Source organism: Paenibacillus sp. FSL R7-0216, assembly GCF_037969915.1.
In the GTDB taxonomy this organism is placed as follows: domain Bacteria; phylum Bacillota; class Bacilli; order Paenibacillales; family Paenibacillaceae; genus Fontibacillus; species Fontibacillus rhizolycopersici.
The window spans coordinates 3094975-3120481 of record NZ_CP150222.1 but is presented as its reverse complement, the minus strand read 5'-3'; the positions used below and the strand labels follow the sequence as shown (position 1 = coordinate 3120481).

Genomic DNA, 25507 nt, shown 5'->3' with positions numbered 1-25507 from the left:
ATAGATGTATTTACACGGTACCAGCAAAATTAATGCAAAAGGCCATCTCGAAATCGGCGGCTGCGATACGGTCGAGCTAAAGCAATCCTACGGAACGCCGTTGTATGTCGTAGATGAAGCTCTTGTGCGGCAAAGATGCCGTGAATATATGAACGCCTTCCGAGCATCGGGCCTGGCTTTCCAGGTTGCTTATGCCAGCAAAGCGTTCTGCGTCATGGCGATGTGCCGGCTGGCCGAGGAGGAGGGCTTGTCCCTGGACGTTGTCTCCGAGGGCGAATTGTTTACGGCCCTTCAAGCGGGATTCCCTGCGCAGCGAATCCATTTTCATGGCAACAATAAGACGCCAGATGAATTGGAAATGGCGATATCCGCCGGCATCGGCTGTTTCGTGGCTGACAATTTTACGGAGCTGCATATGCTTCAAGCGCTTGCCGCTGAGAAAGGCGTCACCGTGAATATTCTGCTGCGCGTAACGCCGGGGGTGGAAGCCCACACCCATGAATATATTTCAACCGGCCAAACCGATTCCAAGTTTGGGTTTGATATCGGCAACGGCTCGGCTATGGAAGCTGTTGAGTTGGCCAACCGAAGCTTGAATCTACATTTGCTCGGCGTACATTCGCATATCGGCTCGCAAATTTTCGAAGTGGAAGGTTTCCAGATGGCGGTTGAGCGGGTTGCGGCGTTCGCTTTGCAGGTCAAGGAGAAGCTGGGCGTCACCTTCAAGGTCGTCAATTTAGGAGGCGGCTTTGGCATCCGTTATACGGAAGGCGATACGCCGCTGAAGGTTTCCGATTATGTCGGTGCGATTACGGATGCGGTCAAACGGGAATTTGCCGCGTATCCGCAGCTTCCGGAAATCTGGGTAGAACCGGGCCGGAGCATCGTAGGCGATGCGGGGACGACACTTTATACGGCGGGCACGAGTAAGGATATCCCTGGTGTGCGTAAATACGTCGCCGTGGATGGCGGGATGACGGACAACCCGCGTCCAGCCCTTTACGGTTCTAAATACGAGGCGATGCTCGCCAACCGTGGTAACGATGCGAACGAAGAGACCGTATCGATCGCCGGCAAATGTTGTGAGAGCGGCGACATGCTGATCTGGGATGTGGATTTGCCGAAGGTGAACAGCGGCGATTTGCTCGCCGTGGCTTGCACCGGCGCCTACAACTACGCGATGGCCAGCAATTATAACCGGTTACGCCGTCCAGCGGTCGTCTTCGTTCAAGACGGCCAAAGCGATCTCGTCGTAAAACGAGAGTCCCTGCAGGACCTAATCGCCTGTGACGTAATTCCGGAACGGATCGCCAAACAGCCTTCGTTGAAGTAAGCGACGAGGAGAGGCAGGAGTAAAGCCGAGGGGATCGGATTGTCCGATTCCCTCGGTTTTTTTGCTTGAAAGGCTTTTTTTTAGTAAACTGGAAGAGGTTTGTCCAATGACGCTAAGAAGAAGGGTGTGCACGGATATGAAAAAAGGTAAAATCGTATTGGAAAAAGGCGGCGAGGTCGAAATTCAATTCCTGCCCGAAGAAGCTCCGGGTACGGTCGCGAACTTCGAAAAACTGGCCAATTCCGGATTCTATAACGGACTCACGTTCCATCGCGTAATCCCGGGTTTTGTGGCTCAAGGCGGATGTCCGATCGGTAACGGAACCGGAGGCCCAGGTTACACCATCAAATGCGAGACGGATACGAATGTAACCAAACATGAGCGCGGGGTGCTGTCGATGGCCCATGCAGGCAAAGATACCGGCGGCAGTCAGTTCTTCATCGTATACGAAGCGCAGCCGCATTTGAACGGGGTACATACCGTGTTCGGCAAAGTGACTTCGGGAATGGAACTTGTGGACAATGTCCGTCCTGGCGATAAAATGAAGGAAGTTTCCGTTTGGGACGAAGCGTAAGCAGGTTCGAAGCGAAAGGGGTGCTCCGCAAGGCCAAGCAGGCTTGGCAGTGGAGCACCCCTTGATTCATTTTTTACGATTTTCTTTGATGAGCGGCTTCGTCCTTCACTTCTTCCCGGAAGCCTTCAATGGCGTGCAGCCGTTTTTCGTTCTTCTCCTGAACCTGTTTCTTCTCCTTGACGGAGATTTCATCGGCATGCTCACTGAGGTAATCTTGTCCCTCACGGAAATTCTCGATGGTGTTTTGAATGCTTCTTTGCAGCTTATCAACGTTGTCGGAGCGATTGTCCGGTTTAGCCACGTTCATTCCTCCTGAGTATGGGATTTGTCAATACGATATCGACTTTAAGGTTGGCTATTTCGGGAGGTTTTTATGCACCTTGGATCCCGGGAGATAGGGGGATGAAGATTCCTTGCTCGAATGGAATTGAGGCAGGGTGTAGTGACAAGTAGGCTTGATTTTTGACAGGAATAGTGCTAACATTCGTCTTGCAGTTATGCAAACCTAATATTAAGCAATCCTTCGGGGCAGGGTGAAATTCCCTACCGACGGTGATGGCTCATTGGACGCTAGTCCGATGTAGCACAAGTCCGTGACCCGCAGTGCTTTCGTAAGCATGCGGCTGAGCCGGTGAGATTCCGGGACCGACAGTATAGTCTGGATGGGAGAAGGAAAACGCGGGAGCACGTACGTTATTTTATTTGCGAAGGTGTTCGGATTTCGAGAGTTCAATCGACCAAGTTCTATTTTTCACATTTGATTTTGTGAAAGAGCTTTGGCGATGCTAGCTTTTCGCCATAAATTTATCGTCCTTGTTTATCAATGGATAAGCGGCGGCGTGATTTTAGGCGGAGGCGCTCTTTGATTTAGCGTAGAACTACTCTCATGATCAACCCTGCCGGATTGCGGCAGGGTTGTTTTTGTTACTGAGCGATAGGCAAGGACGGAAGGAGGATAGAGGATGAAGGTGATCGACGACGATTATTACATGACTTTAGCGCTAGACATGGCGGAGCGGGCGCTGGGACAAACCGGGACGAATCCGGTCGTCGGCGCCGTTGTCGTTAAGGAAGGGACGTTGGTTGGACTTGGTACCCACTTGCAACGGGGGACTCCGCACGCGGAGGTGCATGCCTTGAACATGGCCGGTTCCCAGGCCGAAGGCAGCACGGTATACGTCACATTGGAGCCTTGCAGTCATCACGGTTTGACACCCCCTTGCGCGGAGCGGTTGGTACACGAGAAGGTGGCACGTGTCGTGATTGCCTGCGAGGATCCGAATCCCCTGGTTGCCGGGAAAGGAATCGAGTTGCTGCGTACCGCCGGGATTGAAGTTAAAGTTGGCGTGCTGCGCGACCGGGCCTTGAAGCTGAATCGCCGGTTCATCAAGTTTATCACCAGCGGCTTGCCGTATGTGACAATCAAATCTGCCAGCACGCTGGACGGAAAACTTGCAAGTCGATCCGGGGACAGCAAATGGATCTCGAACGAGAAAGCGCGGGAAATCGTGCACACGATGCGGCATCGCCATCAGGCTATTATGGTTGGCGTGTCGACGATCATAGCCGATAATCCGCAGTTGTCAACCCGTTTATCTGTCCCGGGTTTATCGCCCGTACGGGTCATTGCGGATTCCACGCTTCGCATTCCCGAGACGGCGCAGATTCTTCACGATGGGATAGCCCCAACATGGATCGTGACTACTGAGCAGGCTGACCCGGACAAAGCTGAGCGGCTGACCGAGCTTGGCGTCGAGATCCTTCGTTGCGGAAGCGGCCCACAGGTCAATCTCAATGAGGCGTTAGTTCAGCTCGGACAACGGGGCATATCCTCCGTACTCGTTGAAGGAGGCGGTCGATTGAATGGCTCGTTGCTGGAACGTCAATTGGTGGATGAAATCGTGATCTTCTTCGCCCCCAAGATCGTCGGCGGGAGCGAAGCGCCCGGAAGTTTTAGCTTCGCCGGGTTTGATCTTATGCGGGACGCGGTCTCGTTACGCGACATGGAAGTCGAACAAATCGGGGATAATGTGTGCATCCGAGGAATTCCGGTCTGGGCACAGGCTGAAGTGAGGGAGGAGGATCACTGATGTTTACAGGACTAGTGGAGGAGATCGGCACGATGAAGTCGATCAGCCGCAAGGGCGAAGCGATGCTACTGAGCATTTCGGCGAAAGTCGTTACGGAAGGCATCAAGCTGGGCGACAGCATTTCTGTTAACGGTGTATGCTTAACGGCAACCTCGTTCGACGCTTCCTCCTTTACGGTAGATGTCATGCCGCAGACGTACCGCAACACGAATCTGAAGGATCTAAAACCAGGCAGTCGCGTGAATCTCGAGCGAGCCATGGCGGCCAATGGACGATTCGGCGGGCATATCGTACAGGGGCATGTTGACGGAATCGGTACGATTGTCGGGACCAGTCAGGATCAAAATGCGGTTGTGTTTCAAATCCGACCCGGGAAATCTTCCTTATTGAAATTCATTATTCCAAAAGGATCGATTGCCGTGGACGGGATCAGCTTGACGGTGGTCGAAGCGGAAGGCGGGATGTTTACGATTTCCATTATCCCTCATACGCTAGCCGAAACCGTACTGGCCTTCAAGCGGGCCGGGGACACCGTCAACCTGGAATGCGACGTACTCGGCAAATACGTGGATCATCTGCTGAAGTATGGCAGAGGTAGCGGCGATCCGGGGGAAGAGACCGGAGACGAGTCGGGAATCAACCTCCCGTTTCTGGCAGCGAACGGGTTCGTTTAAAAAAGTCGGGGGTTAAATGACGACATTTTGAACTACAACTTCAATAAAGGTTCAAGAGGTTGGATTTGGAGCACCAAGAAGGTTGAATGAAGCTAGGGACTGAGCAGCACAGCGTAGCTGGAAGCTACGTGAGCAGCGGAAGGCCCGGGTGAATGCAAGATTCGCCGCCGAATTGATCTTCTCGAGAATGCTTCGTGATCCAATGACGACATTTTGAACTACAACTTCAATAAAGGTTCAAGAGGTTGGATTTGGAGCACCAAGAAGATTGAATGAAGCTAGGGACTGAGCAGCACAGCGTAGCTGGAAGCTACGTGAGCAGCGGAAGGCCCGGGTGAATGCAAGATTCGCCGCCGAATCAACCTTCTCGAGCTGCTTCGTGATCCAAAGACGACATTTTGAACTACATATAAAACAAGGAGGGGAAAGCTATGGGTGATATCGTATTAGACCGAGTCGAAGAAGCAATCTACGAATTGATGCGGGGCAAGGTCATTATCGTCGTTGACGATGAAGACCGGGAGAATGAAGGGGACTTTGTGGCCCTGGCTGAAAAAGCGACGCCGGAAGTGATCAACTTCATGATCACTCAAGGGCGCGGACTGGTCTGCCTGCCGATTACGGCGGAGCGAGCAGAGGAACTGGATTTGCAGCCGATGGTGGCGCAAAATACCGATAACCACGGGACGGCTTTTACCGTCTCCATCGACCATAAGGATACGACGACAGGAATCTCGGCCTATGAGCGTTCCTTGACGGTTAAGGCCATCATGGATCCGAACGCCAAGGCTGCGGACTTCCGCCGGCCGGGCCATATGTTCCCGCTGATAGCCAAAAAGGGGGGCGTGCTGCGGCGCGCCGGTCATACGGAAGCGGCGGTCGACTTGGCCCGGATGTGCGGCGCCTATCCGGCCGGCGTGATCTGTGAGGTCATCAAGGAAGACGGAACCATGGCTAGGTTGCCGGATTTGGTGGAAATCGCCAAAACCTATGACCTTAAATTGATCAGCGTCAAGGACCTGATCCATTACCGCAATGAAAAGGAGAAGCTGGTCACGCGCGAGGTCGAGGTGCGCATGCCAACCGATTACGGTGTATTCCGCGCCGTCGCCTACACGAATGATGTCGATAACAAAGAACATGTCGCACTGGTCAAAGGCGAGATCGACGGCGATGAGCCGGTGCTGGTGCGGGTGCATTCCGAGTGCTTGACCGGAGACGTGTTCCACTCCCACCGGTGTGACTGCGGACCGCAGTTCGAAGCGGCACTGCGGCAGATTGAGGAAGCCGGCAGAGGGGTGCTGCTCTATATGCGCCAGGAAGGCCGGGGGATCGGCTTAATCAACAAGCTGAAGGCGTATAAGCTGCAGGAACAAGGCTTTGACACGGTTGACGCCAACCTGAAGCTCGGATTTCCCGCCGATCTGCGCGATTATGGAATCGGAGCGCAAATTCTCAAAGACCTGGGTGTCCGCCAAATCCGTCTGATGACGAATAATCCGCGGAAGATCAAAGGTTTAGAAGGATACGGTCTGGAGGTAGTTGAACGCGTGCCGATTCAAATGAAAGAAAACGCGGATAACACCAAGTATCTGCATACCAAACAAGCCAAGTTGGGGCATTTGCTCAAATTTGATGATTTGGAACAGGATGAATCCTCCCGCGTCTAAGGGCGTATCCGCAAAAACGATATTATCCACTATCCCACTTATAGAAAGGTTTGATGATTCATGGCAAACGTATTTGAAGGACATTTAGTATCGGAAGGGTTAAAATATGCGATCGTGGTCGGGCGTTTTAACGAGTTCATTACAAGCAAGCTGCTCTCCGGAGCTTTGGATGCCTTGAAACGCCACGGGGCCAAAGAGGAAGAAATAAACGTGGCTTGGGTGCCCGGCGCTTTTGAAATCCCGTTCGCCGCGCAAAAGCTGGCCGAAAGCGGCAAATATGACGCGGTCATCACGCTTGGCACGGTCATCCGCGGTTCAACCACGCATTATGATTATGTCTGCAACGAAGTCGCCAAAGGAGTGGCGGCCGTTGGCCTCGAAACCGGCGTGCCGACGATCTTCGGCGTCGTGACGACAGAGAATATCGAACAAGCAATCGAACGCGCTGGGACCAAAGCCGGAAACAAAGGCTGGGATGCAGCGATGGCGGCAATCGAGATGGCGAACTTGACGAAACAGTTGAAATAGTGCTTATCTTAATGTAGTACCTCTGATTCGTTGGGGTACTACATTTTTCTTTTGCAACAAACGTTTTTTAAGGTAAACTAATCTACATATATGTTTGGTTACGGGTGGAGGATGTTCATTGACGACAGTAACGTACAAGCTGGAATCCTTCGAGGGTCCGCTGGATTTGCTATTGCACTTAATTGATAAAGCGGAGATCGATATTCATCAGATCTCGATTAGCGAGATCACCGATCAGTACCTCGAATATCTACAGGACATGCAGGAGCTGGAGCTGGAGGTGACCAGTGAGTTTCTGGTCATGGCGGCTACGCTGCTGTCGATCAAAAGCAAACAACTGCTGCCCAAACCACCTGTCATCGAATTGGATGATGAATTCGATTATTTGCTGGAGGATGAGGAGGACCCGAGGGACGAGTTGATTCGAAAGCTGATCGAATATCGGAAATATAAAGGAATCGCTGAACATTTGCATGAACGCGAATGGGAGCGCAGTTTGATTTTCTCCAAAGAACCGGAGGATTTAACGCCTTTTATGCCGGAAGTGCAGGAGAATCCGGTAAAGGGTCTGCACGCCGCCGACTTGATCGCCGTCTTTCAGAAGGCGATTCGTAGGGCTGCCAAGCGCAATACCGTAGCCCGAATTCACCGTGACGAGATTTCCGTCAAGGATCGGATCAAAGAAGTGGTTGGCGCGCTCCAACAGGCTGGTAAGGGGGGACGTTTGCTATTTTCTAAGCTGCTGCATCCCGAAATGTATCGACATGAAATCGTGGTCACGTTTCTTGCGGTGCTGGAACTGATGAAGATGAAGCAGATCGTCTGCTATCAAAACAAGCTGTTCGATGACATCGTTATGGAGTGGAGAGGGGAAGGAAAGGTCGATGAATTTTCAGGAATTGAAGTCGATTATTGAGGGGCTGTTGTTTTTGGCCGGCGAAGAGGGCTTGAGCCTGAAGCAGCTGGCCGAAGTAACGGAACAGAGGCAGGAGGTGATTTCGGATGCCTTGCTCGATATGAAAACGTCATTCGAGCGAGCCGGCCGAGGGCTGCAAATCGTGCAGATTGCCGGCAGCTACCAGCTGGCGACGCTTCCGGAGCACGCCCCTTATTTCGAACGTTTGGCTTATTCGCCCTCGCGTTCAACCTTATCCCAAGCTGCACTCGAGACGTTATCGATCATTGCGTACCGACAGCCCATTACCCGGGTTGAAATCGAGGAGATCCGAGGGGTCAAGTCTGAGCGAGCTATCCATTCGTTGGTGAACAAGGATTTGATCGAGGAAGTTGGCCGCGCCGAAGCGATTGGGCGTCCCATTCTATATGGCACCACAAAGGCGTTCCTTGATTATTTTGGGCTAGCCAATTTGAAGGATCTGCCGGATATGTCCGATTTCGAGAGTACGGAACAGCTGGAGGAAGAAACACAGCTTCTATTTCAACGGTTGGAAGAACAACAGTTGACCTTCGACGATGTCAACAGCGACGAAGCAGGAGCGCAGCCGGAAAAGCGCCAGGATCCGGAAAACGAGAACTAAACGTGAATCTATGTAATCCAAACCGCCGGAGGAAGCTTCGGTGGTTTTTTGCGCTTAGTTGCTGCTTCATGCCGCATACCGACGAATTTTTTCCTTTTGGGCAAGCCATACTACGAGGGAGAATTTTTATCTGATAGGTATGGAGGGCTTTCCCGTGTGGATTTGGCTCGGAGGCATCCTGATCCTGCTGCTGCTTATAGCCGCCTTGATTTTGCTGTCTACAATCACGCTCCATTTGACCCTGCGTAAGAAGAATCGGGACGATACAATCCTGCTGGATGTCACGATGCTCTATGGCTTTGTTCGCATGCATTACCAAGTGCCTTCCGTAAGGTTGAAGAACTGGCGTGAAGGCCTGCAGATCGAGAAGGATCGGCCCGAAAACGTATTGCAAAAGGAGTCTTCCAGTGTTGACCAAAAAGTAAACAAGGACATAATCCATCAATGGATGGAGGAGTTCGACCGGATGCTCAAGGCGACCAGCGGGTTTCGGGTTTGGCTTCGGGCCACGCTCCGCCGCGTTTCGTTCCGCCAGTTGGAATGGTCGACGAATGTCGGTTTACAGGATGCAGCCCATACCGCAACATTGACCGGGGCCTTATGGGGGGTCAAAGGCACAATCGTGGGTTGGCTTAGCCATCGCATTCGATTAACGCAAAGACCCAAGCTATTCGTCGTCCCCGTATTTGGGGGAACGCCGTTATTTTCCACGGAATTTCGCTGCATAGCGCAAATTCGCTGCGGTTATGCTATATATGCTGGACTGGTACTTATAGTTCGCGTGCTAAAAGTGAAGGGAGGAGTGAAAAAATGGCTGACCATCCTATTCAAGGATTAATGCAAACCGCCATGGAAAACATCAAGGATATGGTTGATGTCAACACGATTGTGGGCGAGCCGGTCGAAACGCCGGACGGTAGCGTGATTCTGCCGATCAGCCGCGTCGGGTTCGGTTTTGCCGCAGGGGGTAGTGATTTTAATATCGAGGACGGCCAAGATAAATCGGCCTCAGGTTCGACAGAGCACGGCAAAGCCCGTCCGTTCGGTGGCGGTAGCGGCGGCGGGGTTTCGATTAATCCAATCGCTTTCCTTGTCGTTGGAAAACCTGGGGTGCACATTGTACCCTTGGATAACCAGACGCATCTGGTCGAGAAGATCATCGATTCGGTCCCTGGTGTCATCGACAAAATCCAGTCCATGTTCCCGAATCAATCTGGAACTGCAGATCCCTCGATGGCAACGGCGCATGTAGCTCAGAATGCGATGCAGGAATCGGCTGCAAGAACCGGTATCAACCCGTTCACCTAACCACCTTTCGACCGTTGATCCTTTCCGGACTTCCGGGAGGGGTCTTTTTCTTGATCCCAGGTGGGACATACTCTCTTGGATCATCGCATATAAGTTAAACAAGTACTCGCAACAGTACCTGTTACCGGAGGAATCAGCTTATGAGGAAAACCACACCTGGCCGCAGCTATCGTACCTTTTACAGTTTCTTGGCCACCATCCTGTTGTTGGGTTGGCTAAACCCGCAGGCGGTACAAGCCACTCCTGCCGCGCCAACGATTCATGCCCAAGCCGCCGCGGTCATTGACGTAACTTCGGGCCGCCTGCTTTACAATTTGCGCGGGGATGAGACGCTACCGATCGCCAGCCTGACCAAAATCATGACCGCTATTGTCGCGATCGAGCATGGCAAGCTATCGGATACGGTTACGGTCGGAAGAAACGCTTTTGCTAAGGAAGGTTCGTCTATTTATCTCCATATGGGGGAAGAAATGAGCCTGGAAAATATGCTGTACGGCCTTATGCTTCGTTCGGGCAATGATGCGGCCACGGCGATTGCCGAGCACGTCGGCGGCTCCGAAGAGGGCTTCGTCTACTTGATGAACGAGAAAGCCAAGATGCTTGGTCTGATGCATACCCACTTCCAGAATCCACATGGTTTGGATGCCAAAGGCCATTACTCAACGGCCAACGATTTGGCCAAGCTGACAAGCTATGCACTGAAAAACCAGCAGTTTAAAGAGATCGTCCGAACCCCCAGCAAAACCGCACCGAATCCCAATGATCCTTGGGATTATAAATGGTTGAATAAGAACAAGATGTTGCGTTTCTACGACGGGGCCGACGGCGTCAAAACCGGATATACCAAAATCGCCAAACGATGCCTGGTGAGCTCCGCGACCCGTGGCGGACAGCAAATCGCGGTCGTCACGTTAAATGACGGGGATGATTGGAATGACCACCGGAAGTTGCTGGATTATGGTTTTGCCAACTATCCGTTGACAACCCTGATCGGAGAGGGGCAGGAAATTGAGCAAGGCCTGATCACTGGGGCAGAATTTAAGTATGCGTTGGCGACGGAAGAAGCCAGCCACATCGAAAGAAGGCTGAAGCTAACTACGGCGCGCACGGGTTCATTTGGATACCGCGGGAAAATTAGCGTTCTCTTGAATGGGGAAGAAATCGGCACGGTACCGGTCTACGATAAAATCAGCTATCGGCCATCCGGATCAGGAGAAGGAAGTGAGCCGAGAGCAGGTGGGGCCTTTGGTTCCGCTTCAGATCGTAAGCTCATCCGGCTAACTTCCGATTGGTCGGATGCATTTAAAAAGGTGCTGCAATCCCTACTGTTTGACATTCGATAGCAGAGGGAGCAGGACAGGGTTATGGAGGGGAAAAGATGGTCAACAAAATATGGCTTGCGCTCATTTTGATCGGTTTTTTGTTCGCTGCGATCAAAGGGGATATCGGCACTGTGACACAAGCAGCGTTTGATGGGGCGGCGACCGGCGTGACCGTATGCTTTGGTTTAATCAGCGTTCTAGTATTCTGGCTTGGCATCATGCGTCTAGCGGAGGATTCCGGCCTCGTCAAGGCCATCTCCAAGCTGCTCGGGCCGGTCGTCGCTTATCTGTTCCCCGACGTGCCGAAGAATCATCCGGCCATGGGATATATTTTATCGAACATGAGCGCGAATTTGCTGGGACTGGGAAATGCAGCAACGCCTATGGGAATCCGCGCGATGCAGGAGCTTCAAGAATTGAATCCGGATAAACAAACGGCATCCCCGGCAATGTGTACACTACTTGCCCTGAACACGGCCAGCATTACGCTCATCCCAACGACGCTCATTGCCATCCGCATCAACTTTCAATCGGCGAATCCGGCGGAAATCGTGGGTTCTACCCTGCTCGCGACCGCAATCGCCACGATGGCGGCCATTGTAGCCGACCGATGGTATCGCAGGCATAGCACCCATCGCACCCCGCCACAGGCCACAGCGCCGCCCAATATCTCATTGAAAGGGTGAGGCACTTTGCTGGACTGGATTAACCTTGTCTCTGCATGGGCGGTACCGGTCATGATCGCATTTATTCCGCTTTATGCTTATTTCAAAAAAGTGCCGGTCTACGAATCGTTCGTGGACGGGGCCAAGGATGGCTTCTCAACCGCCATTGGCATTATCCCGCATTTGGTGGGCATGATGGTGGCGATCAGCGTGTTCCGCGCTTCGGGGGCGCTGGATTTCTTCGTCGGGTGGATGGCTCCCATGCTGTCTTGGCTGAAGGTTCCACCGGAAGTGCTGCCGCTCGGTTTCCTCCGGCCTTTGACGGGGACGGGCTCGCTTGCGTTTACAACTGACCTGATCAAAACTTACGGACCGGATTCGATGATCGGCCGCATTGCATCTACGATTCAAGGCAGTACCGATACGACATTATACGTATTGACGGTTTATTTCGGCGCCGTAGGTATTCGGAACGGCCGTTACGCTTTAAAGGTTGGATTATTCTCGGATATTGTCGGCTTTGTCGCGGCGATCGCCGTTTGTCTGCTCTTATTCGGATAACTTATACATATTGACGGGTTAGTGTAAACCGCCCTGCAGCTGTCTAGCTGTCGCGGCGGTTTTTGCTGTTTCTCCTGCGGCTATTGTGATTTTGTCTTTCGGTGGGTATCATGTGTATGAGGTGACTTAGCGAAAATGGAGAGATTACAGAAAATATTAGCCGCCGCAGGTGTGGCATCCCGTCGCAAATGTGAGGAATTGATTCAGAGCGGCAAAGTTCAGGTGAACGGAGAAACCGTCACGACATTAGGCACGAAGGCCGATCCGGCCGTGGACGTCATTACCGTCGAGGGCAAGACCATCGGTACAGAGAAGAAGCTGTACCTTATGTTCAACAAACCGAAAGGCGTCATCACGAGCGCTTCCGATCCCCAAGGCCGTAAAATCGTCACCGACTATTTAAAAGGAATCACAGAGCGGGTTTATCCAGTAGGCCGGCTTGATTATGATACTGAAGGACTGCTGCTACTAACGAATGACGGTGAGTTTGCTCACCTTCTGACGCATCCAAAGCACCATGTATCGAAGACTTATCACGCAACGGTTAAAGGAGTACCGCATGGCTCGGCACTGGACAAGCTGAAGCAAGGCGTGATGCTGGAGGACGGGATAACGGCCCCGGCAGAGGTGGAATACCAGGACATCGATCCGGAAGGGAAGTTCTCGACCATCTCCATCACGATTCATGAAGGCAGAAACCGCCAAGTGCGCCGTATGTTTGAGGCGATCTCGCACCCTGTGACGAAGCTGAAGCGCATTTCCTTCGGCGATTTGTACCTCGGTAACCTGAAGCGCGGCATGTACCGTCACTTGACGAAAGAAGAGGTTGAAAGCCTCTATAAACAAGCCCGCACTACCACACTCCCCACACCAAAGCGCTAGAAAACGCGGTGAAAGGGAGGCGAGAGGCAACAGGTGGGGCGATTCTGAAAAAGCGAAGCGCCAAGGCCCGGTAAATTGAACGGAAGCACGGAAAGTGGCAAAAGGGGAAAATGATTCTGAAGAAGCGAAGCGTTCGCCTTTGTGAGCGGAATTCTACCTTGAAATCATATGATATAGAATTCCGCGAGCAACAGCGATCGTAAGAACATTTTACCCGGCTGCCCCAGTCGTAGCCAAACCATTCGTTCAAGTCATTCTAGGCCCATAAGCGATAGCATGTTCGCAGGAATCGTTCACCTTACTGCCATTCCCCCACATTTTCTCCTCATTTCAAGCGCGTCACATAATATTCATATTTCCCCGGGCTGAAACTGCGACGAATTTCGTTATAATGTTCATAGAGTGTTCACGATTTGTTCAACACTTATGATTATTGTCATAGAAAGGAAGTTAACTATGGGGAAAGCGAGACGGCCGATCCAAATCGTCATCTTGCTGCTGATCGTCGTGCTGGGCGGCTATGCCATCGGGACCGCAGTGTCCGGCGGCGAAGCGGATAAACCCAAGCAGGGGGGTAAACCGCCGGCTTTTAAGCTGCTCGGTTTGGATGGACAGGTACATACGTTGGATGATTACAAAGGCCAAGCGGTCGTCCTGAACTTCTGGGCTACCTGGTGCACCTATTGCGTGAAAGAGATGCCAGCATTGCAAGCTCAGGCGGAAAAATGGCGCGATCAAGGCGTCGTCGTATTGGGGATCAATACGGGCGAGGATGAGATGACCGTGCAAAATTTCATTAAGCAGACGGGCGTGGATTTTCCCATTTTATTTGATTCCGATAATACCACGACGCGCGATTATGGGATTGTACCGATGCCAACAACGTTCTTTATCGGAAAGAACGGCAAAATCTCCTCCATTCATCAAGGCGAGCTGAACTTGGACACGTTGGATGACCAAATCAAGCAACTGCTGGATCTTTGACGACGAGAGGAGGGCATAATCGGTGATCCAAAATACAAAATGCGAATGCGGCCACCAAAATCGGGTGGGAACCGTGTTATGCGAAGCTTGCGGCAAACCGCTGTTTGAGGATGAGCAGCCGGGCGGGCTGCTGGAGATGCGATATGACGGGGTCGCCCGACGTTCGCAGCGAGCCAACCCCAATATGATCGATCGGGTTTGGAATTTCTTCTCCTCCGTGAAAGTTGCCATTTACCTGATCATCATTACGCTGATTGGTGCTATGTTCGGCACGATCTTCGAACAAGAGAGCAACTTTATTAATTTCGATCCGTCCACTTTTTACAAAAACAAATACGGCACGATCGGCGAAATTTATTATCGACTGGGTTTATCCCATACGTATGAATCCTGGTGGTTTACACTGCTTCTGGTGATGATCGGCGCTTCGCTGGTGATCTGCAGCCTGGATCGCGTGCTTCCGTTGTACAAAGCGCTTTCAAAGCAAAAAGTACGCAAGCACCGGGAATTCCTCACCCGTCAGAAAATCGTTTACCAAGGGGAGATCGGCGAAGAAGGTGCCGACTGGGTCCAGCGTGCCGTTCAGCCTCTACGTAAGAAGCACTATCGTGTTCATACGGAGGGCAGTGCCCTGCTGGCGGAGAAACAGCGATTCAGCCGCTGGGGCCCTTATATCATTCATATCGGGCTGATCGTTTTTCTACTGGCCGTCTTATTTCGCGGGTTGCCGGGACTTCACATGGACAAACATTACTGGTTCCCTGAGGGAGAAATTACGCGGATACCGGAAACGAACCTGTTTTTAAAAAACGAGAAGTTTACGGTGGAGTATTATAATGAGGACGAAATGTCCGAAGATTTCAAAGCTAGGGGCAAAGTCGTCCCCAAGTTGTTTGAGACGCAGGCAGTCCTCTATGAATGCACGGCCGATTGCGATGATCCTTCCAAAGAGCCGCAGCTCCGGGAAGTGGAACGTCACGCGATCCGGGTGAACGATCCGCTCAGTTACAAAGGACTCCAAGCTTATCAGTTCGACTTCGATCTTACGCCGAAGCTGAGATCCGTGCAGCCGGCTTTAGTGAATGCCAAAACCGGGGAATCGTATGGCAAATTCAAATTAGATATGAGAAATCCCCAACGCGAGGTCGAGGTGGGGCCATATCGGCTTACGCTGCTAAACAAATATATGGATTTTTCCCTGAACGACCAGGGGCAGCCGGTCTCCATCTCCGGTGAGCCCAACGCGCCTGCCTTTTTGTTCTTGATCGAAGGACCGGATCTTCCTGAACAAGGCGCGCAGTATATTTACTTTCCCAAGCAGATCGACAAGGAGCGGTTTCAGCAGGATGCCATCAACCAACAACTCGGCGGTGTGCAAACGAAACTGCAGCTCGATGTCCTTGGCATGGAGGACGTGGATTTTGTCGGAGCGTCCAGTTACCTGAACATCCGGATCGACCGGGCAATGCCTTTCGTTTGGTTGGGGCTCGGAATCGTGATGCTTGGGCTGATCTTAGGGTTTTACTGGCAGCATCGCCGAATTTGGCTACGGGTGGACGGCCGACAGCTGACGCTGGGCGGACACACGACGAAGAACTGGTTCGGTATGCGCCGTGAAGTTTCCGGGTTCCTTCATACGATGGGCTTGGAAGCAGATGAGAAGTCTTTGGAAAACGGGGGGAAACGTCCATGAACTTTCTGGAAATCAGTAGAGTCGCATTTATGTCGGCCTTTTTGCTTTATTGCGCAGCTTTCATTTGTTATGTAGTGGCCGTAACGGGAAAAACTTGGCGCAATCGCGACCCGGAGCGCCATGAGGCGAAATGGGGGCGTATTTCGTTTAGCATCTCTTCGCTTGGCTTGCTGTCGCATCTGGTTTATTGCGGTACTCGCTGGGCTTACAGCGGACACGTGCCGGTCAGCAATATGTACGAATTCATGTCGTTTTTGTCGATGATGATTATGGTGGCTTTCACCGTCGTCTTTGTCATTTACCGCAAGATTCTACTTGGAGTGTTCGCGCTCCCGCTGGCTATTCTTATTATGGCTTATGCTGCCGTATTCCCGCAGGATGTGCAGCCGTTGATTCCGTCGTTGCGCTCGATTTGGCTCTATATCCACGTAACGCTGGCGGCCACGGGAGAGTCGTTTTTCGCTGTCGGGTTTATCGCCGGATTGATGTACCTTTTGCGCGCGGTGGATTTCACTGCTACTGACCGGCCAGGCCGGCGGCAAAAATGGTGGGTTGAATTTACGCTTTTTTCTATTATTATAGTATTGGGCTTTATTGTTTCCGTATTCGCCTTTCGGGCAGCCGGATATGAAGCCGTATTCGTACAAAATCAGACAACGATTGACAGCCAAGTAGAGCAAGATAGTACAATAGAAGATAAAGTAATCTATAATCTGCCGCCGATTGTGGGTCCGCACCAAAGCGAACCGGAGCAAATCCAGCCGTTCCTCGGCATGAACAAACCGTTATTCGATGCGCCTGCCTGGATGCGGGGGGATACGGCCGGCCGTAAACTGAACACGGTAATTTGGGCTATACTAACAGGTACCGTACTTTATTTGCTGCTCCGGTTGATCCTTCGTAAATCGCTGGGTTCGGCACTGTCGCCGGCGCTTCGGGCGATTGATCCGGATGATCTGGATGAGATCAGCTATCGGGCAATCGCGATCGGGTTTCCGATCTTTACTTTAGGCGCGCTCATATTTGCCATGATTTGGGCGCAGCAAGCCTGGGGCAGATTCTGGGGATGGGATCCGAAAGAGGTATGGGCGCTGATTACCTGGTTGTTTTACAGCGCTTATCTGCATTTGCGCTTATCGCGCGGGTTCCAGGGGCGTAAGGCCTCGTGGCTGGCCGTCTTAGGATTTCTGGTCGTGATGTTTACGCTCGTAGGGGTGAATCTGATCATAGCGGGTCTACACTCCTATGCGGGTACCGATTAAACAAGCAAGAAGACCATATGGACTGCTCAACTGATTGGGTAAGATGATGAAGGGGTTGTTGTTAATGTCAGATCAAGCAAACCGCATTCTGGTAGTCGATGACGAGGAGCGGATTCGCCGGCTGCTGAAGATGTACTTGGAAAAAGAAGGCTACGAAATCGATGAAGCCGAGGACGGGGAGACCGCCCTGAAAATGGCGACCGCCGGCGACTATGGTTTGATTCTGCTCGACGTCATGCTGCCGGGCATTGACGGCGTCGAGGTCTGTAACCGTTTGAGACAAGTCAAGGCAACGCCGGTGCTGATGCTGACGGCCAAGGGCGAGGAAATCAACCGCGTGCAGGGCTTTGAGGTCGGAGCGGACGATTACGTCGTGAAGCCGTTCAGCCCTCGTGAGGTCATCTACCGGGTCAAAGCGATTATGCGTCGCGCTTCGGCAACGGCGTATTTGACCAAAGAAAGCGGGACTAGCAACAATATCGTGTTCCCTCATCTTGTCATTGAGCATGACGCTCATCGGGTGACGGCTAGCGGCCAAGAGGTCAGCTTGACCCCGAAAGAATATGAGCTGCTTCATTATCTGGCGGTTTCACCGGATAAAGTATTTTCTCGGGAGGAACTGTTGAAGGACGTTTGGAATTACGAATTTTTCGGTGATTTGCGTACGGTCGATACTCATGTCAAACGGCTGCGCGAGAAGCTGAATAAGGTGTCACCGGAATCCGCCGCAATGATCACCACGGTGTGGGGCGTCGGTTACAAGCTGGAGGTTTCGAAGTAAGTGAACTTCTGGAGAACGCTCGTCGGTAAACTGTGGATTACGATCATTTGTTTGGTGGCCTGTGTCCTGATGCTGATGGGGCTCTTCCTGCTGCCCTATATCGATACGAATTTTACAAACTCCGGAGCGGTCAAACGATTATTTGTGATCGTTTCGATGATCGGATTTTCGCTCACAACGTTTTTTGCGCTGTTTCTCTTCACCAAGATCACTCAACCCATGCAGCAGTTGATTCAGGCTGCGGATTCGATTCGCAAAGGCAAGTATGAAACCCGCCTTTCTCTTCGCACGAGTGACGAAATCGGCGAACTCGCGATTACGTTTAATCATATGGCGGAGGAACTGGAGAATACGATCCGCAGCTTGAAGCATGAGAAAGAGCATCTATCCAGCGTGCTGCGCAGTATGAACGATGCCGTGATCACTTTGGATCGGGAGGGTTACGTGATTTTGACCAATCCGCCGGGCGATCGCATTCTGCAGATGTGGGGGGATCTGATCGAGGAAGAAGACGAGGGAGAGATTCTGCGGCCTGCACCAACGGGTGAAGGGCAGGTTGTGCCTCAGCCGCTGCTTCCGATGTTCCGCCGGTTGCTGGATCAAGAAAGCGACCAGAAGATGAACGTGCACGTCATGAAAGGCGTTTGGTCCGTACATATGGCCCCTCTGTCTTCAGATGGCGAAGTCCGCGGGGCGGTTGCCGTTCTTCGCGATGTAACGGAAGAGGTAAGTCTGGAGAAGATGCGCCGCGATTTCGTAGCGAACGTCTCTCACGAAATTCGGACGCCACTCTCGATGATGCAGGGCTATAGCGAAGCGCTGCTGGATGGGATGGCTTCTTCCCCGGAAGAGAGTGCAGAGCTCGCACAGGTGATCTATGACGAGTCGCTGCGGATGGGGCGGCTAGTCCGCGACCTGTTGGACTTAGCCCGCATGGAGGCAGGACATACGGACATGGTGATGCGCCAGATCGATTTTCGCGAATTGGCTGAACGGGTGTATCGTAAATTTCAAGTGCGAGCCAAGGAGAACGGTGTTGAACTCGCGCTGGAGCTGGAAGAAGGCGAGCTGAAGCTGCAAGCTGATGAAGATCGGCTGGAGCAGGTGCTGACGAACCTGCTGGACAATGCTTTCCGGCATACGCCGGAGGGAGGCAGAGTAACCGTGACGGCGGGGATGAAGCCAAATGGGCAAGGGAAGCAGCTTCACGCGACGATTACGGATACCGGTGTCGGCATTCCTAGCGATGATTTACGCTTTATCTTTGATCGCTTTTATAAAGCGGACAAAGCTCGTGTTCGCGGGGAGAACGGCGGTACGGGATTGGGGCTATCGATCGTCAAAAATATCATCGACGCTCATCATGGCTCGATCTGGGCCGATAGCGAGATTGGCAAAGGGACCGCTTTTCATTTCATGCTTCCTGTCGAATAGGGACAAACCACGTAATCAAAAAAAAACATCCTTCGCGAAGAAGGATGTTTTTTTGTTGAATGCCGCAGATAAATCTTGTTCATCGTGGAACATTGATCTCCAATTGAGGAGGTTAAGCAAAGATGATATGCTGCGCTTTATTCAGTTCGGAAAGTTTCGTCAATTCGTCTAATACATTTTTGGTAACCTCTTTGTCTACGGTAAGCACCATGATGGCCTCGCCGCCGATCAATTTACGTCCCACCTGCATGGAAGCGATGTTGACGTCGTTCTTCCCAAGCAGTGTGCCGACATGTCCGATGATGCCCGGTTTGTCGTTATGGGAGATAAAGATCAGATGACCTTCCGGTGCAACGTCTACCGGGAATTTGTCAATCTGTACGATCCGTGCGCCATACCCGTTCAGCAGTGTTCCGGCGACTCGGCGCTCCGCACCGTCTTGCCCTTTAAGCGTAACAGAAATCAAGTTGGTAAAGCCTTTAGTGGCCGAAGCCTGCGATACAACGACGTTGATGTCGCGGACTTTCGCCAGATGCATCGAGTTGACGATATTGACGTCTCCGGCAAAATGACGGGACAACACCCCTTTAATAATGTAACGGGTGAGGGGTTGCGTATCAACTTCTGCCAGATCCCCGGCATAATCGACATGGATTTCCTTCACGGCCTGATTGTTCAACTGGGACAAGAAGATCCCGATTTTCTCGCCAAGACCGAAGTAGGGCTGCAGTTTATTCATGACGCTGGCCGCTACTGGCGGCATATTAACAGCATTTTTGAACGGCTCGTTACGCAGGATGTGAAGAACCTGTTCCGAGACGTCGATTGCCACGTTCTCTTGGGCTTCCACAGTGGAGGCGCCAAGGTGAGGGGTTACGATGATTTTTGGGTTGTTGAGGAACGGGTGATCGGCTTCCGGTGGCTCTTTCTCGAACACGTCGAAGGCAGCTCCTGCGACGATGCCTTGATCGATCGCTTCAACCAACGCCAACTCGTCAATAATGCCGCCACGGGCGCAGTTGACGATGCGCATGCCTTTCTTCATGACCTCAAACTGCGGACGGGCGATCATGTGCTTCGTTTCAGGTGTCAACGGCGTATGGACGGTGATGAAGTCGGCATTACGGATAATATCGTCCACGGTGGCCAGCTTCACGCCTAACTTCTCAGCCCGATCTTCGGTAAGGAACGGATCATACCCGAGAATATCCATTCCAAATGCTTTGGCCCGTTTCGCAACCTCGCTGCCGATGCGGCCCATACCTAGCACGCCCAACGTTTTGTTGCGCAGCTCCACGCCGAGGAATTTGCGATCCCATTCGCCATTTACCGTTTTGGCGTAGGCTTGAGGAATATGGCGGGCTAGCGCCATCATCATCGCAAAGGCATGCTCGCATGTCGTAATCGTATTGCCGTCTGGAGCGTTAATGACGATAATCCCGCGTGTCGTTGCGGCCTCCAGATTGATGTTGTCGACCCCGACACCAGCGCGGCCGATGACTTTCAAGCGGGTCCCGGCTTCCATGATTTTTTCGGTTACTTTCGTTTGGCTACGGACCAGAAGACCGTCATATTGCGGAATGATCTGCACCAATTCGTCTTCGCTGAGACCTGGTTTTTTGTCGACCTCAACGTCGGCTGCATCCATCAGTTGTTGGATTCCCAAATCGCTGATTGGATCCGATACTAACACTTTATACATGATTATTGACCCTCCTAAAAGTTTTATATAGCAAGGCCTCCTCGAAAGTGATCTTGCATCGCTTTCTTCGGAAGCATAAGCTGATGGGATTCAAAAACGAGTTCCTTCGTTGACGCTGTGTCTTATCACCGCGCAAAAGAGCGGAGGTACCCGATAACGCAAATTCGCCTCCATGGCACGTTAAACTTACTTGATACATCAAAAAAACTCCCAATCCGCACACTACTTCCGTAGTAAGGGACGAGAGTTGTTCGTGGTACCACCCTAATTCGCTGCACCTTTGCAGGTAAGCAGCCTCAGTTGTCATTGCTGACAGAACGATAACGGGTTCACCGGCTGCGCCTACTCAGGATTCAACGCAGCGACTCGGGAGCGCTAAAGCATTCGTTCCGCTACCGGTTTGCAGCACCACCGGCTCTCTGGAAGCTTTCCGAATCCTTTTTTCCTTCAACGTGTTTCATGAAATGTAATTTTTCATAATGTAACACGGTCCCCGGCAAGGTGTCAACACTAACCTGAACATTTTTACAAAGTTAGGCGTTTGTCGTTCGGATTTTGACCAAACTTGAATCCGCCTAGAATTTTGGTTATGATTTTACTAATGTCGAAAAGCGTCTGATTCCGACGACCCGGCCTGCGGTTTAATCCTCCGTAAAGAACGGCAGCTCCGGCAGAGATTCGGATGCATAATACGTTGATTTCCATTTCGCGAATTCCTTATTCTTAACGGCATCCGTTTCTGTTAAAACCTTAACGATCGATGCTACGGAGGTCAGTTTAAGAGCGTCGGAATTTCCGCTACTGATCAACTGATCGATTTTGGAGGTAAGATCCTGCGGCAGATAGGATACATAAAGTTGCTCATTCACCATCATATCGGTGATTGCTTTGTTCTTCACAGCGAGGGAATAGCCGGACCATTCCTTAGTGCCGATGTTATTCTTGTAAGTATAATCGGCCGGAATGCCGTTTTTGGTTTTAGCGGTCCATTTCAGGATCGAGGAATAATATTTCTTTTGCGCCTGCAGGCCAAAGCTTTTCGCGCTTACCGTGAATTCGTCCTGGGTGACCGCTTTGGCTAGCTCCGCGCCTTTTTTGCTTCCTGCCTTTGCCTTGACTTGGTCGATGCTGTCCGAGAACAGCTTCAGGCTTTTTAAATAGTCGGTCTGAGCCTCCTTAAGTAATGGCGAGGAATCCGCAATGGATTGGGCGGCAATTTGCTCGTAACCGGCTTTCGCCTTTTCGCGGATTTCCTTCATTGCGTCCGCTGAGACCGACTTCGAGGAACTGCGGGACATTTCATCGACCAGCGTGAGATAATCCTCTTTGAATTGCTGGTATGGTTGGAACACCACGTAGTAGAACGTGACCAAATCCTGTTGCTGATAGGAGTTTTCGTTTTCTTCTCCAGGTGGGGCGGTTTGTAGATAGGCATATTTAGCTTCCGTCTTGTCGATGCCGATATTGAGTCCTAGAAAGAAGGTCCCAAACGCGATAATCAGCGTGGCAAGAAAACCAAGCAAAAACAGCATTTCGAATTTGGCATTATTTTTACGAATCATGAGGATGCTCCTTACCATATTGAATTGAATGCGCTAGAATATTATAAAGGACAGGGTTTGACAAAAACTATGAAAAAGTTCAAATTACGCGACGTAAAAATTCAAAAAGTCGACCCCGGTCAGCTTAACGATCGTTTGCTGCTTATTAATTTGTATCTAACGCAAGGACTTACTTTGTTTATCGGTCTGGTCATACTTATTTTTCAGAAAAGAAACCCGATTCACCTGTTCAATTTTCCGAAAAGTGTCGAATTTTTGTACTGGGGGGCGGGGTTGGCAGCGGTGATGTTTGTTGCGGACATGCTGTTGTCTCGGTTCATCTCCGAGGAAAGCATGGATGATGGAGGCATTAATTCACTGCTCTTTCGCAACCGTCCGATCTGGCATATCGCCGTGATCTCGGCGATCGTAGCGATTTGCGAGGAATTGTTGTTTCGGGGGGCGATTCAGAATGGCATCGGCCCGTATTGGACGAGTATCTTGTTCGCCGCGATTCATGTCCGGTATTTGCGGCACTGGATTCCAACGGCATGGGTGTTCGCAAGCAGCTACGGTCTAGGGTTCATCTATTTGCAAACGGGGACGCTTTGGGCGCCGATCCTATGTCACTTCCTGATCGATTTGGTATCAGGTTTGGTGATCAAATTTCGGAGGGAGTCATGAACGAACATTTAAGCCGAATGGACCGTTACGGTCAGCCAAATCGAGTGAAGCGCAGCTCCTCCACATCATGGAACTTTTCCTCCGGAGTGGCAGCGGCCGAGCCTGCACCACCCGAGCCTACACGACCCGAACCTACGGCGACGGTCATCCACGAGAAGGTTATGCCCGATGCTTTTGCGGAGAAGAAGCCGGCGATTGGCGACGAGACAATGGTCCGTCTATTAATTCCGCGCACGGTAGCGCCTGAGGAACGACGGCGTGGAAAAATGACGCTAGCGGCGTCAAAGCCTGAACCGGTGAAGTTGGCTATGGCTGAGAATGGAAAGTTCGAGTCTGCAGCCGTCGCCGCTTTAGCCAAATTAAAGGAACCGATCCCGCAGCATCCGTTCTCTACATCCTCGGGTTCCGGTTTGTTGGACGAAGCAGAACATCTTGACGAGGGTCAAGAGCATTTGCTTGAAATGACGAGCTTGGAATCGGAACTCGAAATGATGCCGACTCGTAAGGAGCTGTTTCCGTCGCAGCGGTTGAAAATGACTCGTTGGTTTTATAATTCGCTGCTGTACATTTTTGTTATTATTCTCATTTATTTATTATGGTGGGGCGTTAGCGATTCTCCGTGGGGGAAGAATCACGGATTATAAAAACAGGCGAAAAACCGTCAGGAGGGGTCTCCTGACGGTTTATTTTGTTCCTTATTTGGTTCCTCCAGCTTCAGCCTCTACCGGAGCAGGCCCGATACTCCGAGGGTCGACAAATCCGTATCCTTTTTGCTCCAGTTGTGTCAGCAGTTCATCTAGGGCTTCTACGGTCCAGGGGAGCTCGTGCATGAGAATGTTGCTCCCGGCATGAAGCTGCTCTAAAACGTTGGCAATGACCGCATCCGGCTTGTTTTTATTTTTGCTGTCCCAGTCAAGGGAACCGTTGGACCATGTCATGTAAACCAGATCGTTATCGTCTGCGATTTGGTGTGTCGTTTCGTTGCCTGATCCAAATGGCGGCCGGAAAAAACGAGGCGCTTCGCCAGTTGTATCCTTAACGATCTTTTGCACATCCTCGATCTGCTTGCGCATGTTTGCTGCGGATTCCTTCTTTAAATCGATGTGATCCCAACTGTGGTTCCCGATGATTTGTCCGCGTTCCTTAATCAACTGAAGCAGCTCGGGATGGGCTTTCACGCGGTATCCATTTACGAAGAAAATCGCCTTCGCTTGGTGTTTGTCCAGCGTATCAATCAGTCCGTCAATCATTTCTTTTTCCTTCGGTCCGTCGTCAAACGTAAGCAATACGACCTTCTTCTCAATACTCTCGTCATTTGGAACAACGTTGTAGGCTTTATTAATGTGGTACATCAGTTGGGGTTCGGCCGTTTCGGTAGCGGCATTTTCTGCATTTTGATCCGCCCCTGCGGTCTGGCCGCTTGGATCGGACGAATTTCCTGAGTTTGCATTCTGATCGGTCGTTACTGAGCTGTCAAGCGGGTCGCTTACCTGTCCGGATTCGTTACTCCCCCCAGGCGTCGTCGTCTCCACAGTTGGAATGGCATTTTGGTTGGATGTGGCTTGTTCGTTTTGTGCATCAGTCTGGCCGCATGAGCTAAGAATAAGACAAGCGGCGGCGATGGGCAGGAGTTTCTTGTGGAGCAAAGGAGTCATCTCGCTTTCCTGTATTTATGCCGCATGAGTTTAAGGCAAACCGCGAACACTACAGATGATTTTAACATAACCAAGGAGGTTTTTTACGTGAAATCTTCCTCATTTTTAGGCGGCATATTGGTCGGCGTATTCGCTGCGATGTGGGCTTCCAGACGTAAGCAAAGCCTGATGTCGGTGATGAATGGCGCGGGGTCGGCCCTGAAGTTTGCCAGCATGACCTCAAATCGCCACGAAAGCTCTAACGAGGATCTGTCGGCAGCGCTGAAGACGGAAGGTCCGGCGTCCGAAAATGCAACAAAGGCCAAAGGGGCAAACAACGCCCAGGTGTATCCCAGTTCCGGCACGATATCAGCGGCCGGTTCGAATCATTCGAAGGAATACAGTCTGAAGCAGTTGACCGACTTCATTAAAGCCGATGCCGATGTGCGTCGTGAAGTCGAAGCCATTCTCAAAGAGACCCATACGCCCGTTCCAGGATTGTAAACCAGACACCGCCGTGCCTGCTCAAGAATCATTTTCCATCCCTTGCCCGGGAGCGGAAAATGATTCTTTTTTGGTCTATTTTAAAGCGTGCATTTAGGGGAAATAAGTGATAACATACATACAAAGAACCATTTCCAGCACAT

General features: G+C 51.5%; 26 protein-coding genes, 1 riboswitch and 1 other annotated feature. Of the genes, 22 read left to right on the top strand and 4 right to left on the bottom strand.

Translation table 11 applies throughout. The annotated features are described in order from the left end of the window. The first annotated feature begins 4 nt into the window (after nt 1–4). Nucleotides 5–1333: a diaminopimelate decarboxylase gene (lysA, locus tag MKZ15_RS14185; protein ID WP_339816616.1), complete on the top strand. Its 1329-nt coding sequence runs from the start codon at nt 5–7 to the stop codon at nt 1331–1333. 136 nt (nt 1334–1469) lie between these two features. Continuing rightward, on the top strand, nt 1470–1907 hold the full coding sequence (locus MKZ15_RS14180) for a peptidylprolyl isomerase (protein ID WP_155605405.1): 438 nt from the start codon (nt 1470–1472) through the stop codon (nt 1905–1907). Between the two features lie 73 nt (nt 1908–1980). Here MKZ15_RS14180 and tlp read toward each other — a convergent pair whose 3' ends face one another. Then, a complete protein-coding gene (gene tlp / locus MKZ15_RS14175) occupies nt 1981–2208 on the bottom strand; it encodes a small acid-soluble spore protein Tlp (RefSeq protein ID WP_193415954.1) in 228 nt (75 codons plus the stop codon). Nucleotides 2209–2422: 214 nt separating this feature from the next. Then, nucleotides 2423–2585: riboswitch (FMN riboswitch) on the top strand. Nucleotides 2586–2869: 284 nt separating this feature from the next. Between tlp and ribD the strand changes: the two genes are divergently transcribed. From ribD to MKZ15_RS14090, 17 genes are all read left to right on the top strand, one after another. After that, the gene (gene ribD, locus MKZ15_RS14170; RefSeq protein WP_339816614.1) at nt 2870–3997 is read left to right on the top strand and encodes a bifunctional diaminohydroxyphosphoribosylaminopyrimidine deaminase/5-amino-6-(5-phosphoribosylamino)uracil reductase RibD; all 1128 of its coding nucleotides are present in this window, start codon (nt 2870–2872) and stop codon (nt 3995–3997) included. After that, nucleotides 3997–4671: a riboflavin synthase gene (ribE, locus tag MKZ15_RS14165; protein WP_339816613.1), complete on the top strand. Its 675-nt coding sequence runs from the start codon at nt 3997–3999 to the stop codon at nt 4669–4671. Before ribD ends, ribE (MKZ15_RS14165) begins: the two co-directional genes overlap by 1 nt. A 431-nt stretch (nt 4672–5102) precedes the next feature. After that, nucleotides 5103–6341, top strand: a complete 1239-nt coding sequence (locus MKZ15_RS14160; RefSeq protein WP_339816612.1) for a bifunctional 3,4-dihydroxy-2-butanone-4-phosphate synthase/GTP cyclohydrolase II — start codon at nt 5103–5105, stop codon at nt 6339–6341. 60 nt (nt 6342–6401) lie between these two features. Beyond that, a complete protein-coding gene (gene ribE, locus MKZ15_RS14155) occupies nt 6402–6869 on the top strand; it encodes a 6,7-dimethyl-8-ribityllumazine synthase (RefSeq protein WP_339816611.1) in 468 nt (155 codons plus the stop codon). A 118-nt stretch (nt 6870–6987) separates the two neighbouring features. Further along, complete coding sequence (locus MKZ15_RS14150; RefSeq protein ID WP_339816610.1) at nt 6988–7785, top strand: segregation/condensation protein A; 798 nt, start codon at nt 6988–6990, stop codon at nt 7783–7785. Further along, complete coding sequence (gene scpB / locus MKZ15_RS14145) at nt 7754–8407, top strand: SMC-Scp complex subunit ScpB (protein ID WP_339816609.1); 654 nt, start codon at nt 7754–7756, stop codon at nt 8405–8407. Before MKZ15_RS14150 ends, scpB begins: the two co-directional genes overlap by 32 nt. Before the next feature lie 154 nt (nt 8408–8561). Further along, entirely contained in the window at nt 8562–9245 is a 684-nt protein-coding gene (locus MKZ15_RS14140) for a DUF2953 domain-containing protein (RefSeq protein WP_193415959.1), read from the top strand. Next, nucleotides 9218–9715 carry a GerW family sporulation protein gene (gene ytfJ / locus MKZ15_RS14135; RefSeq protein ID WP_155605396.1) on the top strand — a complete coding sequence of 166 codons (498 nt, stop codon included), beginning with the start codon at nt 9218–9220 and terminating at the stop codon, nt 9713–9715. The genes MKZ15_RS14140 and ytfJ overlap by 28 nt, the downstream gene beginning before the upstream one ends. 140 nt (nt 9716–9855) lie before the next feature. Continuing rightward, nucleotides 9856–11058, top strand: a complete 1203-nt coding sequence (locus MKZ15_RS14130) for a D-alanyl-D-alanine carboxypeptidase family protein (RefSeq protein ID WP_339816607.1) — start codon at nt 9856–9858, stop codon at nt 11056–11058. Nucleotides 11059–11093: 35 nt separating this feature from the next. After that, on the top strand, nt 11094–11723 hold the full coding sequence (locus tag MKZ15_RS14125) for a nucleoside recognition domain-containing protein (protein WP_155605394.1): 630 nt from the start codon (nt 11094–11096) through the stop codon (nt 11721–11723). 6 nt (nt 11724–11729) lie between these two features. Next, entirely contained in the window at nt 11730–12263 is a 534-nt protein-coding gene (locus tag MKZ15_RS14120) for a spore maturation protein (RefSeq protein ID WP_155605393.1), read from the top strand. A gap of 135 nt (nt 12264–12398) precedes the next feature. Next, the gene (locus MKZ15_RS14115; RefSeq protein ID WP_155605392.1) at nt 12399–13145 is read left to right on the top strand and encodes a pseudouridine synthase; all 747 of its coding nucleotides are present in this window, start codon (nt 12399–12401) and stop codon (nt 13143–13145) included. 456 nt (nt 13146–13601) lie between these two features. Beyond that, nucleotides 13602–14129, top strand: a complete 528-nt coding sequence (locus MKZ15_RS14110) for a redoxin domain-containing protein (protein WP_155605391.1) — start codon at nt 13602–13604, stop codon at nt 14127–14129. A 22-nt stretch (nt 14130–14151) separates the two neighbouring features. Next, entirely contained in the window at nt 14152–15822 is a 1671-nt protein-coding gene (locus MKZ15_RS14105) for a cytochrome c biogenesis protein ResB (RefSeq protein ID WP_339816604.1), read from the top strand. Further along, a complete protein-coding gene (gene ccsA, locus MKZ15_RS14100) occupies nt 15819–17084 on the top strand; it encodes a cytochrome c biogenesis protein CcsA (protein WP_155605390.1) in 1266 nt (421 codons plus the stop codon). The genes MKZ15_RS14105 and ccsA overlap by 4 nt, the downstream gene beginning before the upstream one ends. Nucleotides 17085–17148: 64 nt before the next feature. Further along, nucleotides 17149–17865 carry a response regulator transcription factor gene (locus MKZ15_RS14095; RefSeq protein WP_155605389.1) on the top strand — a complete coding sequence of 239 codons (717 nt, stop codon included), beginning with the start codon at nt 17149–17151 and terminating at the stop codon, nt 17863–17865. Beyond that, a complete protein-coding gene (locus tag MKZ15_RS14090; RefSeq protein WP_193415963.1) occupies nt 17866–19299 on the top strand; it encodes an ATP-binding protein in 1434 nt (477 codons plus the stop codon). A gap of 112 nt (nt 19300–19411) precedes the next feature. Here MKZ15_RS14090 and serA read toward each other — a convergent pair whose 3' ends face one another. Beyond that, entirely contained in the window at nt 19412–21001 is a 1590-nt protein-coding gene (serA, locus tag MKZ15_RS14085; protein ID WP_339816602.1) for a phosphoglycerate dehydrogenase, read from the bottom strand. A 233-nt stretch (nt 21002–21234) separates the two neighbouring features. After that, nucleotides 21235–21461, bottom strand: a binding site (T-box leader). 181 nt (nt 21462–21642) lie between these two features. Next, nucleotides 21643–22563, bottom strand: a complete 921-nt coding sequence (locus MKZ15_RS14080; RefSeq protein ID WP_339816600.1) for a hypothetical protein — start codon at nt 22561–22563, stop codon at nt 21643–21645. A gap of 69 nt (nt 22564–22632) precedes the next feature. On the opposite strand from MKZ15_RS14080, the gene MKZ15_RS14075 reads away from it, so the two are divergent. Next, nucleotides 22633–23226: a type II CAAX endopeptidase family protein gene (locus MKZ15_RS14075; protein ID WP_339816597.1), complete on the top strand. Its 594-nt coding sequence runs from the start codon at nt 22633–22635 to the stop codon at nt 23224–23226. Continuing rightward, nucleotides 23223–23870 carry a hypothetical protein gene (locus MKZ15_RS14070; RefSeq protein WP_339816595.1) on the top strand — a complete coding sequence of 216 codons (648 nt, stop codon included), beginning with the start codon at nt 23223–23225 and terminating at the stop codon, nt 23868–23870. Before MKZ15_RS14075 ends, MKZ15_RS14070 begins: the two co-directional genes overlap by 4 nt. Before the next feature lie 51 nt (nt 23871–23921). Here MKZ15_RS14070 and MKZ15_RS14065 read toward each other — a convergent pair whose 3' ends face one another. Beyond that, on the bottom strand, nt 23922–24881 hold the full coding sequence (locus MKZ15_RS14065; protein WP_213622821.1) for a polysaccharide deacetylase family protein: 960 nt from the start codon (nt 24879–24881) through the stop codon (nt 23922–23924). An 87-nt stretch (nt 24882–24968) separates the two neighbouring features. On the opposite strand from MKZ15_RS14065, the gene MKZ15_RS14060 reads away from it, so the two are divergent. Beyond that, nucleotides 24969–25364, top strand: a complete 396-nt coding sequence (locus tag MKZ15_RS14060; RefSeq protein ID WP_339816592.1) for a hypothetical protein — start codon at nt 24969–24971, stop codon at nt 25362–25364. Nucleotides 25365–25507: the final 143 nt, after the last annotated feature.